At 51.1% G+C, this 14653-nt stretch carries 6 protein-coding genes and 1 pseudogene; all 7 read left to right on the top strand.

Translation table 11 applies throughout. The features are described from left to right. The first annotated feature begins 3 nt into the window (after nt 1–3). The 7 genes and pseudogenes from M2277_RS26820 (at nt 4) to M2277_RS26785 (ending at nt 14517) form a co-directional block, all read left to right on the top strand. Nucleotides 4–2223, top strand: coding sequence for a hypothetical protein (locus M2277_RS26820; RefSeq protein WP_280756055.1), 2220 nt, complete (start codon nt 4–6; stop codon nt 2221–2223). A 40-nt stretch (nt 2224–2263) separates the two neighbouring features. Further along, on the top strand, nt 2264–5341 hold the full coding sequence (locus M2277_RS26815; protein WP_280756054.1) for an alpha-mannosidase: 3078 nt from the start codon (nt 2264–2266) through the stop codon (nt 5339–5341). Between the two features lie 45 nt (nt 5342–5386). Continuing rightward, nucleotides 5387–6313 carry an ABC transporter permease gene (locus M2277_RS26810; protein ID WP_006210614.1) on the top strand — a complete coding sequence of 309 codons (927 nt, stop codon included), beginning with the start codon at nt 5387–5389 and terminating at the stop codon, nt 6311–6313. 12 nt (nt 6314–6325) lie between these two features. Next, entirely contained in the window at nt 6326–7222 is an 897-nt protein-coding gene (locus M2277_RS26805; protein WP_006210615.1) for a carbohydrate ABC transporter permease, read from the top strand. Nucleotides 7223–7294: 72 nt separating this feature from the next. Further along, entirely contained in the window at nt 7295–8953 is a 1659-nt protein-coding gene (locus M2277_RS26800) for an extracellular solute-binding protein (RefSeq protein ID WP_280756053.1), read from the top strand. A 160-nt stretch (nt 8954–9113) separates the two neighbouring features. Continuing rightward, nucleotides 9114–11158: pseudogene (locus M2277_RS26790) on the top strand (glutaminase family protein). Nucleotides 11159–11190: 32 nt separating this feature from the next. Continuing rightward, entirely contained in the window at nt 11191–14517 is a 3327-nt protein-coding gene (locus M2277_RS26785) for a glycosyl hydrolase (protein ID WP_481857792.1), read from the top strand. Nucleotides 14518–14653: the final 136 nt, after the last annotated feature.

Below are 14653 nucleotides of genomic sequence, written 5' to 3'. Positions count from 1 at the left end.
CATGTGACAAGAGATCGAAAGGAAGAACGGACCGGATTTCAGGAATCGGCTGCGTATCATCCCGATTATGATCTGCAGACCGACTTTGTGATGGTCTACGGGATTGATGATACGATGCCGGAACGTATTCAGACATGGAAGGAAAAAGGATACGTCGTCCATCTGATGACAGGAGTCGCTTGGGGAACATACAACAGCTACCTGGATGGCGAGGTTGATGGCCGTTCGCATTGGGATGAAGCCCAAATGGACCGTCACGGGGAGATGATCCTTCACGGCGATCAGCCGGTTATTCCTTACATGGTGCCCACCATTTCCTTCGGCCGCTATATAGCAGATCGAATACGCATTGCCGTTGATGCCGGCGTGGAGGCCATCCATCTGGAGGAGCCTGAATTCTGGGTGAACGGGGGATATTCAGAGGCTTTCAAACGGGAGTGGCAGTTGTATTACAAAGAACCGTGGATTCCGCCTCACGCATCGCCTGATGCACAATATCGGGCTTCGAAATTGAAAGCGTATTTATATACCCGCGTTCTGGACCGCTTATGTGCCGAGATGAAGGATTATGCGTTAAGACGCTACGGCCGCGTGCTTCGGTTCTATGTCCCGACCCATAGCCTGATCAATTATACGCAGTGGCGAATTGTCAGTCCCCAATCCGGGCTCCTTGAGCTTCCATCCATCGACGGCTATATCGCCCAAATCTGGACGGGTACATCGAGGACCCCCAATGTGTATGAAGGGGTGCGCAAGGAACGCACATTTGAAACCGCTTACCTTGAATACGGCGTCATGCAGGAGCTGGTGCGGGGAACGGACCGGCGCATGTGGTTCTTGCATGATCCGATCGAAGATAATCCGAATCACACCTGGACGGATTACAAACAGAACTATTTGAAGACCGTTGTTGCCTCGCTTCTGCATCCGGGTGTCGCCCATTACGAAGTCTCACCTTGGCCGCGAAGAATCTTTAAAGGAACTTATCCATCTGATCATGGCTCTGGCAAGGAGCATATCCCGGCTGACTATGCAACAACGCTGCTGCAGGTCATGCACACGCTCGGCAATATGGACCAAGATGTGATTGAAACAGAAGGCGAATCGTTACAAGTGGGTGTTCTGATCGCAGACTCTGCAATGTTTCAGCGGATGAAGCCCGACCCGAAAGCACCCGAAGCCGGTAAATACGATGGAACGGATCCTGAGGGGTTCCAGGAGAATGGCGATACGGAGCTGCTGGATTTCTCCCCTTTTTACGGTCTTGCGCTGCCGCTGCTGAAACACGGAATTCCGGTTCGTCCGCTCCAGCTCGATAATGTGAGGCGGTATCCGGGTTACCTGGCATCCTATCGCGCGCTTGTGCTGAGTTATGAATTCATCAAGCCGGAGTATCCGGACATTCATTATGCACTTGCGCAGTGGGTGCACGATGGCGGGGCGTTAATCTACGTCGGCGATGACAGTGACCCTTATCACGGCATTCGTGGATGGTGGAACTATAACGGCAAGGACAGCAAAGTGGGAGATAACGAAACGACGTACATCTCCCCTCGAGCGCATTTGTTTGAACAGCTTGGCCTTGAGGGGATGGGAGAGGGCGTTCATCGGATAGGAAAAGGAGCGGTTTGCTGGCTGGAGGAGCATCCGGCAAGCTTCTCCCTATCCAAGACAGGGGCTGACCGCCTGCGCCAGTCCGTGAAAGAAACACTTCAGACCCTTCACGGGCCAGATCTCCAATGGCATCCGAAGCCGTATTTTAAGATCAAACGTGGGCCTTACATTATCGCCTCTGCGCTGGATGAATCGGTCAACGATGAACGGCTGGTCATTCCAGGCCCGGTTGTTGACTTGTTTGACTCGAAACTGCCTGTTCTGCGCCAGGTGGCTTTAAATGCCGGAGAACAAGCACTGCTCTATGATGTTGAAGCCGGACGTCCACCAGTTGGGGAAGTATTCGTCATGGCTGCTTCCTCCCGCATAGAAGGTCTGTCCAAATCCGCCGCAGGATTCCGATTTGTAGCAAAAGGTCCGGCCAACATGCAGGCAGCAGCGCGGCTGTATTGTCCGGCCGAACCGATATCCGCCCACTATATGGTCCAAGATCAAGCGATACCTGCGATCTGGGAGTGGGATCCAGAGTCGAGGACGGTGCTTCTTCGATACGAGCATGGGAACGAGAACAATGCAGAGCTTCATGTCAATTGGGCTCCTAACTCCTGATCCTGCAACAGATTGATGTAATAGAGAGGAGTTGATCATCATGCCATACGAACCGATCAGACGAGAGCCGTTAAAACAGATGTTGGATAAACTTCGGGAGGCCATTTATAAGCCGGTTGCCGAGTTGGACGTGACGGCATGGGTGACTCCCGAGCCGGTAACTTACGAAGAGCGAATGTCCGGCACGGAAGTTACACTCGCTCATGGAGAGCGATGGGGATTGTTGTGGGACTGTGCCTGGTTTCGATTTTCAGGCAGGATTCCGGAAGCTAGCCCAAGCGAAAACGTTGTCCTGCTGCTGGATGTGAGCGGTGAGCTGTGTTTGGTCGATCAAGAAGGATCACCTGTACAAGGATTGACCACCGTTAATTCTGAATTCGATTTTTCATTAGGGCTCCCCGGCAAGCGTGTTGTCCAGCTTCATGAGATGTTTATGAACGGGCAGGAAATTGAAGTGTGGGCTGATGGGGGCAATAACGATTTATTCGGTAACTACCGGGGAGGAACATTGAAAGAGGCAGTGATTGCGGTCAGCCGGGAGGATATCCGAAGCCTCTACTACGATACGGAGGTGCTCTTGGAAACGGCAGAGCAGCTTCCTGACGGAAGCGCCCGCAAGGAGAGGATGTATCAGACGCTCTATGACGTCTCTATGCTGCTGGCAGAGTTTTCAGAAGAGTGCTTAGAGCAAGCGAAAAAACGATTGGGTGAGCAGCTGAGCTTGCAGGGAGGCGATCATGTCCTCACGATCAGCGCCGTTGGCCATGCGCATATCGATTTAGCCTGGTTATGGCCGATCCGGGAGACGATCCGTAAAGGAGCCAGAACGTTCTCAACCGCGCTGCGCATGATGGAACGCTATCCTGATTATGTGTTCGGCGCAAGCCAGCCCCAACTGTACGAGTGGATCAAACAGCGTTATCCCAAGCTGTATGCCCAGATTAAGGAGCGGGTACGCGAAGGCAGATGGGAACCCCAAGGTGCCATGTGGGTGGAGTCGGATACCAATGTACCCGGGGGCGAATCTCTGGTGCGCCAGATTTTATACGGCAAACGTTACTTTCAGCAGGAATTCGGTCTGGAGATGAAGTCGCTCTGGATGCCAGACGTGTTCGGATACTCCGCCAGCTTGCCTCAAATATTGAAGAAATCCGGCGTCGATTACATGATGACCCAAAAGCTTTCCTGGAGCGAATACAATCGGTATCCGCACCATTCCTTTCTGTGGGAGGGGATCGACGGCTCGGCCGTATTGACGCATATGCCGCCCGAGGATACCTACAACAGTCCAGCGGCTCCGCGTTCCATCGTGAAGGCAGAGCGAGAGTACTTGGATAAAAATGTATCCGGTCATGCGCTGATGCTCTTCGGGATCGGAGACGGTGGCGGTGGTCCCGGTGAGGAGCATCTGGAGCGGCTGTCACGAGAGAAGAACCTGCTGGGCCTGTCCCCCGTCACGCAGGAGCCTTCGTGGAAATTCTTCGAACGGCTGAATGAAGAGCGGGCGAGATTCCAGACTTGGCGCGGCGAGCTTTATCTGGAGAAGCATCAAGGTACCCTCACCAGTCAGGCTAGAAGCAAGCGGTATAACCGCAAGATGGAGAAAGCGCTGCGCGAATTGGAGTTCGCCTCCGTATTGGCGGCCGCCCGGTTAGGACGGTCTTATCCATCCGAGCTGCTGGAGACGATCTGGAAGGAAGTGCTTCTCTATCAGTTCCATGACATCCTTCCGGGCTCTTCCATCCAGCGTGTGTACGATGAGTCGCTCATACGGTATGAGGAACTATTACAGCAGACAGAAGCCATGATCACGGACACCTACAGCTTATTAGCCGATCACATTACATCTCAAGACGATGGCTCCACAAGGATCGTCGTATTCAATTCACTGCCTTGGACACGAGAGGAATGGCTTCACATGGAAGGACGATGGCGCAAAGTGCGGGTTCCGTCTATGGGCTATACCGTGATCGCAGATGGAGTTGATCAAAGCTCAGAGGATGAAGCAGCGTCCAGCATTGAGATGGTTCCGGAAACCTGGGGTTCGGGAATACGTGTTACAGCTGAAGGACACAGCATAGAGAGCGATACCTTTATCGTGCAATTTGATCAAAACGGTGCCATCCTCTCGATTCTGGATAAAGCCGAGGCTCGTGAAGTCATCCCGCAAGGCCGTCTGGGCAATGACCTTCGCGTCTATCATGACAATGGGGACGCTTGGGATTTCCGTCATGACTATGCAGTAAATCCGGGCATGCCGTTAACTCTGCGCCGCATCCGCGAGCTTCGCGATGGTCCACGAATCGGGCTGTTCTTCGAATACAGCTACGGGGAGTCCTCGCTCTCCCAAACCGTAGTTCTGACAGAGGGCAGCCGGCGGATTGATTTCGAGACCCGCGTGGACTGGAGAGAAGACGGTAAAATGCTGCGCACCTCTTTTCCGGTTCATATCCGTGCCGATCAGGTCCATTGCGAGATCCAGTTCGGCAGCTTGAGCAGGCCGACTCACCGCAATACGATGTGGGACTTCGCGAAAGATGAGATATGCGCACATCAATGGATCGACTTGTCCGAACCGGATTATGGAGTCGCACTGCTCAATGATTGCAAGTATGGCCATAGGGTCATCGAGAACGTGCTGGATCTGAACTTGCTGCGCAGCAGCTCCTATCCGGATCCGGCAGCGGATCGTGCAGAACATGCGTTCACGTATTCGTTATATCCGCATCCAGGAAACCATGTGCAGGCCGAAGTCTATCGAAGAGGTCATGAACTGAACATCCCGCTTCGAACGGTTTCCATGTCATCTCCGCCCGATCCGGAGAACGGACAATTGCCTTATACGACAGCATTTCTGGAGCCGGACCATCCGTACATCATGGTGGAATCCGTCAAGAAAGCCGAGGATGGCGAAGACATCATCATCCGGCTGTATGAAACTTCCGGAACTCATGCCAAAGCGGCCCTCCGGCTTGGATTCCAGGCACTCGAAGCCTGGATGGCTGATCTGATGGAGAACATCCTTTCACCGCTTCCGATTGCCGAGTCATCGGAGATCGCATTAGCCTTCACGCCATTTCAAATCATCACGCTGCGATTAAAATTACCGCAGGTATAAGCAGGGGCGACTATCCGCCCCCCATGAGAAAGGAGAGGTGGGAATGTGATTAAGCAACGAATAACAAACCATCGATTGATGAAGCGAATCTGGCAGCACAAGCTTTTCTATTTGTTCATGCTGCCCGGCATTGTCTGGTTTTTCCTGTTCTCCTACGTGCCTCTGTATGGAATTCAAGTCGCCTTCAGGGATTATACCTTTGTCGGCGGATTCACGGGGAGTCCATGGGCAGGCTTCAAGTACTTTGAACAATTTTTCAATTATTATCAATCCGGCGACATCATCCGCAACACCGTCATCATCAGCCTCATGAAGCTGCTGATCGGATTTCCGATGCCGATCATTCTTGCACTCCTGTTAAATGAAGTCCGGAAACTGAAATTCAAGAAGACGATTCAGACCCTATCTTACTTGCCGTACTTCGTATCCTGGATCGTGGTGGTCACGTTAATGCAAAGACTGCTTACTCCGTATGGTGGTCCGGTCAATGACTTACTGGGTTCATTAGGAACGGAATCGATCCAGTTTCTCAACAACCCCACCTGGTTCTATCAGATGATTGTGGGCTCCGATATCTGGAAGAACATCGGTTGGAATTCCATTATCTTTATGGCCGCCATTGCGGGTATCGATCAGCAGCTGTACGAGGCTGCCAAGATGGATGGCGCAGGCCGATTTCGGCAGATGTGGCACATAACCCTTCCAGGTATCCGCAATGTGGCCATCATATTATTCATTCTCGCCGTAGGCAATCTGATGAGTGCGGGTTATGAGCAGCTGCTCCTCCTGAATGGACCTGCAACCGCGAGCATGGGCAGCGTACTCGACGTGCACGCGATCAACTCCGGTATCCGGGAAGGGCGTCTCAGCTACGCCGCGGCTGTCGGACTGTTCCAAAGCATTATCGGGCTTATCCTGGTTCTGACCGTCAATCGGATCGCCCGCAAAGTCAGTGATGTATCCCTGTTCTAAGGAGGTGACGTTATGAAACGCAAATGGTCCCTGTTCTCAATCGTGAACTATACCTTTCTTGCTTTGGTTGGTTTCTCCATGATCTACCCGTTTATTTACATCCTGGCTTATTCCCTGAATGACGGCAAGGATTCGATGCAGGGGGCGATTTATTTCCTTCCTCGTAAATTTACGCTTGAAAACTATGCCCAGGTGTTCGATAACGCCCGCATTTGGAAAGCGTATCAAATTACGCTCATGCGCACCGTGCTGGGAACCTTCCTGCATGTGGTCCTGTCTACGCTTATGGCCTATGCGCTTTCCAAAAAGACGCTGCCGGGCCGTTCCTTTTTCACCTTTTATATCTTTTTGCCTACGATTTTCAGTGCCGGGTTCATCCCGTTCTTCATTACGCTTCAGAAACTGCATCTGATCAACAGCTTCTGGGTATACGTGCTGCCCATGCTGTTCAATTTCATGCATATCGTCATCATTCGGACGTTTCTGCAAGGGATCCCGGAGGAACTGGAGGAATCGGCCCGCATCGACGGGTATGGCGATTTTCAAATCTTCCTGCGGATTATACTGCCTCTTTCCGGGCCGGTACTGGCCACCATCTCGCTCTTTATCGGGGTGTCGCATTGGAATGACTGGTTCTCGGGTGCTTATTACGTATCCAACAAGGATTTGATTCCGGTGCAGACTCTATTGCAAGAAATGCTGACGGAAGCAGAGGCGCTATCCAATTCGATGCAGCGCGCAGCCCAGCAGGGCGGACAGACGATTGGAGGTACCAGCGGCGCAGGCGCAACGCCAGAATCGCTCCGCATGGCCTTGCTTGTCATCACGGTCTTCCCGATATTGTGTATTTATCCATTTCTGCAGCGGTATTTCGTAAAGGGGGTTATGATCGGTTCGGTTAAAGGTTAGGTCATCCTGACCCGGAATTTGCAAAGGCTTGTAACAAGATCATGGAAATCCATATTCCAGGAGGCGATTGGTTTGAACAGGATTTGGTCGAAAGGCATATCCCTATTGCTCGTGTCCATCATGGTAAGCGGTTTGTTGATCAGCTGCACGAATTCATCAGGGAACGGAGATAACGGAGAAGGCGCTGAAGGAGAGAATTCATACAAACTCAAAATACTGCACAATTGGAACGGTTCCAACGGCTCCGATACGATAACTCCTGTGGAGGAAGTCATTAAGGAGAAGACCGGTGTTACCCTTCAGTGGGAATATACCAAAGGCAGTGAGACGGAGAAGGTCAACCAGATCTTCGCCACGCAGGATTTACCGGATATTTATACCGGTCCCGCATGGGGAGGGGAGCTGGACGGCATCATCAAGGCGGCCAAGGAAGGACAATTGGTTGATATATCCGACAAATTGAAGGATTACCCGAATCTGTCCAAATCCATAGCGGAAGAAAATGTACCGCCTGCATTATACGAAAAAGCGATTGATGCTTATGACGGCAAAAAATATTTACTCCTCCAAAATCAGCCTGCGACCAACGAGGACGGCATGGATTGGCTCTACGGCTTCTACGTTCGCAAGGACATCGCCGAGAAGGTCGGCGTCGATCCGCAGTCTGTCGTGACGAAGGAGGATTTCTATAACTTCCTCAAAAAAATCAAGGACGCCAAGCTGCAGGAGAACGGCCAGCCGGTCTTTCCGCTTGGCGGGTTCAGCAACGGCTGGGCCGTGGGTATCGGCAACACCATGTTCTACTCAGGGGCCAGCTATGTTGACAAAGGCGATGGAACGGTAGAACGTGACTTCTTCACCAAAGGCTATGAAGAATACACGCTATTCTATCGTAAGCTGGTCGAGGAAGGGCTGTTGGATCCTGAAGCCTTTACTCAGACAGATCCGATCGCCAAGGAGAAAATCAATCAAGGTCGCATCGCCATCCTAGCCGCGCATTACCCGGCTATACTGGACGCCTCCAAGGAATATGTCACCTCCCATCCAGGAAGCGACTACATTCCACTCGGTCCGTTGGAGCGTGCGGACGTTGAGCCGAACCGGCCGGTGGATCTTGGTATTCAAGGCAATAACGTGACAGCCATCACGAAGAACTGCAAGGGCGCCTGCGTGGACGCAGCGTTGAAATTTCTCGATTTCATGGCTTCGGACGAAGGCTTCATGCTGGCCCGGTACGGGGTGCAGGGCGTCCACTGGGACATGAAGGACGGCAAGCCTGCTGCCAATCAAGAATGGTTTGACAAATTCAGCACGGACACCAACATGAAGCAACGCAAGAACGAGGGTATCAGCATCGGCCTTGAATCACTGACGGGTCTGGACCGTATTAATTCCGCTGCCGGGGGAGATATCTGGGCCGAACAGGAACGGCTTGATGCCATGGAGCAAGCTCGCAAAATCCTCCGTCCGAACGGTATTCATGTCATTACAGCGTATAATCCGGGTGATGTGATTACGAAAGCACCGGAATGGGAGATGTTGAAACCTTCGATGGATCGAATGGGAGATGCCTGGAAGGAAGCAGTGTTTGCCAAATCGGATGTAGCTTCGATGAGCATCATTAACGACCTTCGCGAGCAGCTCCGAAACACCGGATATGAGAAAGCCATGCAGTTCACGAACGAAAATCTGCAAGGAAAAGAAGTAGTGACTGTCCAAATGCCGAACTGACCGTAATCATGACTTCCCTTAATAAGGGAGTCCGGCAAACCTCAAAAGGCTTCGCAGCACCTTGACGCACAAGGAGGGCGAGGCCTTTCGCCGTATTATGTTCCCAATCGCAAGGAGATCCTTGGCGTCATGAAGAATAAACTAAAGGAGTTGAAGGTAGATGACAACGAATTTCAGACCTTTTAGACCTCCGTCCGTACCTCTGGTAACCGTAGATCCTTATTTCAGCGTATGGTCCGCTGCGGATCAACTGTACGATGATCATACCCGGCATTGGACGAACAAGATCCATGGTATGGTGGGACTTGCGATCATTGATGGGAAGACCCGACGCTTTATGGGGAGAGTGGGTATGCAGGATTCAACCCATTTCCAAGAACCTGAGACGCTTGATCAAACCGATCTGACGGTCAGCCAGTAACCACCCGGTATACATTCCAGGGGGAAGGCATCGAGCTTCAGGTTCGGTTCACCACACCTCTATTGCTGGATGATCTCGATGTGTTATCAAGGCCGGTCACCTATGTGACGTATGAGGTTCGTTCTATGGATGGAGCATCACATCAAGTGAAAATCTATTTCGATGTGACAGGCGAATGGTGTGTACATACACCGGATCAACAGGTGACTTGGGAGCATCATGTGATGGATGGGCAATGGAATGCCATGTCGATGGGCACCGTGGAACAGCCGGTTCTAAAACTTGCCGGAGACGATACGAGAATCGATTGGGGATACGTCTATTTGGCGGTTCCTCGAACGCCTCGTATCCAGACGGTCATTCATTCCGCATCAACTCGCGAGTCGTATGTTCTAAGCGGTCAATTACCAGCGGAAGATGATACTCAGAAGCCGAGAGCTGTTTCCGATAACATGCCGATCATGGCAGCAGAGATTGATATGGGTGTCATCCAGGAAGAGCCAGTGACTCAGTACCTGATGCTTGCGTATGACGATGTTCACGCTATCGAATATTTTCACAAACCGCTGGATGCGTACTGGAAACGAAACGGGTTAACGTTCCGAGACATGCTGTTAATGAGCGCCCAGCAATATGAAGAGATCCAGCGAAGATGTGATCGCTTTAATCGGGAACTGCTGACCGAGAGCCAAGCCGCAGGCGGTGAGAAGTATAGGGATATCCTGGCGTTAACGTACAGACAGGCGATTGCCGCGCATAAATTGGTAACCGATGAAGCGGGATCTGTTCTATTTTTCTCCAAAGAGAATTTCAGTAATGGATGCATTGCTACCGTCGATGTCAGCTACCCGTCGATTCCGTTGTTCCTTCGATATAACCCTGAATTGATTAAAGGCATGATGCGTCCGATTTATAGATATGCCATGAGCCGTGATTGGACGTTTGATTTTGCCCCGCATGACGCAGGGACTTATCCTAAGGCTAACGGACAGGTTTACGGCGAGAACAAGCTTGAATACCAAATGCCGATTGAGGAATGCGGGAACATGCTCTTGATGGCTGCGGCGGTGAGCAAGTATGAGGGAAATGCGGAGTTTGCCCGGGAACACTGGGGTCTTCTTACGAAATGGGCGGGGTATTTACTTCAGAACGGACTTGATCCTGAAAATCAGCTGTGTACCGATGATTTTGCCGGACATTTGGCACACAACGCCAACCTCTCCATTAAGGCGATTTTGGGCATTGCTGCTTATGCGTATATGTGCGACAAACTCAATTTGCAGGAAGGAGCCGTTTACCTTGAAGCCGCGCAGAAGATGGCCAATGAATGGGTAGCCATGGCTGATGCCGGAGATCACTATAAACTGACTTTTGACAGTCCGAACGATTCATGGAGCATGAAATACAATCTGGTGTGGGACCGCCTGCTTGGTTTGCACCTGTTTCCTGAAGAGGTTGCGGTTCAAGAGCTGGCATATTACCAGCAGCAACAGAACCGGTATGGCTATCCGCTGGACAGCCGCGATACGTATACAAAATCCGATTGGCTGGTATGGTGTGCCTCTATGAGCACTACGCCGGAGTTGTTCCAATCATTGATCTCGCCTTTATGGGATTTCATGAATGAGACCTCCGCTCGCGTTCCGGTAACGGATTGGTATGACACGATCTCCGGCAGGCAGATGAATTTCCAGAATCGTTCCGTTGTCGGGGGATTCTTCATCCAACTTCTCATGAAAGAGTTCATGAATGAATTAACCGCAAATTCGAGTGAAGACAGGTGATGCAGGTGAATAACGTTAAGCCGGAAGCTCGTATGGACTTCAACCTATTGAAGCGGGAATTTATGAATCCGCAAGCCGCGTATCGTCCGCAGCCTTTTTGGTTTTTGAACCATGAGCTTGAGAAGGCGGAACTGGAGAGCCAGATTCAAGCGATGTTTGAAGCGGGTGTTGGGGGTGTCGTTCTGCATGCTCGTCATGGTATGCAAATTCCATACCTGTCGCCAGCATTTATGGAGGTACTGGAATTTTGCACAATGGAGTGCGAGAAACGAAATATGGTGGTTTGGCTGTACGATGAGGATAATTGGCCAAGCGGCACGCTGGGCGGTAAGCTGACGCGGCAGCATCCGGAATATCGCATGCATTACTTAAGGGTGGAGGAGAAAAGGCATTCGCGCGCGGCAGATTCAGAAGCGTTACGGCTGGATTTTGCCTGCCATGATCATAATGAGCTAATCGCTATTCTGGCTTATCGTGCTACCCGGAGTGACGAGGAATGGCTGCTGCATAACGATCCCGAAGATATTACACATTTATGGGGACGGGATTGGACCCCGACTACGGAGGACGCCTATATCGTGCTGGCCTGTTGGTCCTGCGAAATCGCGGAAGGCATCACGTTTGCCCAAGGGTATTATCTGGATACACTTAATCCGGAAGCCGTTCAGACCTTCATTCAGATGGCATATGAACCGTTTCTGCCTCTGCAGAAATATTACGGCTCCACCATTCAAGGTGTGTTTACCGACGAGCCAGGGCTTATGATCCATGATGGTTTCTTCGGCGTGGAGGCGATCCGAACGGCTGTGAATGATGTAGGCGCTACCTTGCCGGGCATGGTTTTTGCTTGGACATTTGGGATGAGGGAGCGGTTTCAAGAGGAGAACGGGTATGATCTGGTCCCAAGACTAGGCGCTTTATTATATGGCATGGCGGATGGCAGCCGCTCAACCAAACAGCAATATTATGATTCGATTACCCGCTGGTACGTTGAGGGCTATCATGCAGCTATCCGGACATGGTGTGAGCAATATGGCTTGTTATACATCGGTCATACGCTGGAGGAGCCGGTCTGGGGACAGGCCCGATCCCAAGGGAATCAGACGCGGGTGCTGCAGCAGTTCCATTACGCAGGGGTGGATTATCTCACGGCGGGCATCGGCACGAAGGAGAATCCACACCGCATCGTGTCCGTTAAAACAGCGGCCTCTGTCGCACAACTGAACGGGAAGGAACGAGTGATCTGCGAATCCTTCGGTGCAAGCGGTCACGGCTACTCCATGCGCCAACGGCGGCTGGATGCGAATTTCATGGCATTTCTGGGTGTGAACCTGTTCATCCCTCATGCATTCTATTATTCATTTGCAGGATACCGGAAGACCGATTTCCCGCCGACCGAATTCAAACATGCGCCGCATTGGCCGCATTATCAGTCCTTTGCTGATTATATTGGACGTTTGAGTGTACTGGGTGCTTCGACGAAGCGGAAGCCAGAAGTGCTAATGTTGTCCCCTATCCACACGGTGTACGAATGTATGTTCCTGTCCGGGCGATCGGATCAACATCCTTCTGCTGACAAATGGTTCTCAATCTTGTCAGATCGCCTGCTTCGCAGCTCCATTGATTATGATTATGTCGATGAATGCCAGCTGAGAGAGGCAGAAATCGTTCCTGGAGCAGGGTATCGATTCTGCGGGGGTGAGAACATATATTCGGTTTTGATCATGCCGGGGATTCAGGTGATGTCCAAGGATGTCGCCGCGAGGCTTGTTTCCTTTGTTAAACAGGGTGGAACGCTCATTGCGGTAGGGGCTATTCCGAAGCATAGCGAGCGTATGCGGCAGGATCCAGAGCTGACGAAGCTTATGAATGGGCTATTTCAGCCGCATCCGCGGCATGGTGAAATATATGCAATGGGGAAGGGATACACTCAGTATTATTCCCTAGAGGATACGGCTCATGAAGCGTCCATGGTTATGGACGTCAACCATAGTTCTGTATGTGACCATGACCAGGAAGAGGGAGTATGTAACGACCGTGCTGCAACTCTTGATGAGCAAGAGAAGGTACCACTGCCAGATCTGTTTGAGCGATTTTGTGTTCATGTAAGCAGGCTGCTAAGGATTTCACCGACCCTGCGTTGGCAGCTTGAAGATGGGCGAAATGGGGATTTGATCTATGTGGAACGTATGTTCGACAATCAGCTGCATACTTGGCTGATGAATTGGTCAGAGCAGTCTGTCACGATCAGGCTGGATCCAGGAGCAACGAAGGATTGTATAGAAGAATGGGACTTGGAGAGCGGAAAGGTTCAGCAGTTGAGCCATGGTGCGACTCTATCCTTTGCGCCTGGAGAGCTACGCATATTCTCGGTTACATCTGGTGAGAGTTCGTATATGCATCAAGAACATACGTTCATTAACAGGAGCGAAGAGAACAGCATCTCCGAAGTTGTGGCTATTCTGCAGGATCCATGGCAGTTCCAAACCGCTGAGCCGAACGTTCTTCTTCTCGATCAATGGCAGGTCACTTTGAATGACCGACAGTCCAAAATGAATGCAACGATGCCCGGACAGGTGAATACGTATCGGACTACGTTTACCATGACACAGGAATTGATAGGCCTTGTGCAGTCTGCGAGTCGTTCTGGTCCTTCGAATAAATCCGGAAGTGACAGGCCGACTGAGATAGAGCTGGTTCTGGACGATGTTGAGCAGAACATCCCTTCACATATCGGTTTCCTGCAGCGCAGGCGGAATCTTGAGATTTTTGTTAATGGCGTCCGGCAAGATGCGCTGCGCCCATCAACTTGGCAGGACTCCCACTATAAGCGTGTAGATATCACTAAGCATTTGATTGCGGGCGAGAATGAGCTGGAGATTCTGACGGTATCTTTATTGGAGCCGATGGCGGCGATCTCGTTTCCAGCCTTTCTGTTAGGACCATTTATAATAGAAGGTCATATGACACTAAATGCGGAGTCGGAACATATGTTTGGTTCTTGGGATTCGGCCGGCTATCCTTATTATTCAGGAGCGGGAGATTACACTCAGCAAGTAAATTTGGATATGGCTCAACTCCGACTAGCATCAGAGGATGAGTTATGGCTGGAAGCCGAGGATATCAGGGAGACAGCTTGCTTATATGTGAATGAGAGGGAGGCAGGTGTCCGTTTATGGCCGCCTTATCACTGGAATATCACGTCCTATGCAGGGCAGGGGAACAACCAAATCACTATACGTGCAGCGAATACTCTTGAGAATTTATATGGAAAATCAGCATTGCCTTCTGGAGTGAATGGACAGGTAAAGTTGGTGCGTCGTTCACGAATCCGGGAAAAAGATCGCAGTCAAAACTAAGATATCCCCAAATGACTATAGCCCTGCGTAGGTTATAGTCATTGTCGTCATCTCATAAGTTTACATAATATATAATATGTATACCATTGTTGTGTTGAAACTTAAATATCAGATATTCAACCTGCTGGAAGCCACC

The organism is Paenibacillus sp. LBL, from assembly GCF_029893715.1.
Lineage (GTDB): Bacteria > Bacillota > Bacilli > Paenibacillales > Paenibacillaceae > Paenibacillus_AQ > Paenibacillus_AQ glucanolyticus.
Note: the sequence above shows the minus strand (reverse complement) of the source record. Positions and strands in the feature narration are given on the sequence as shown.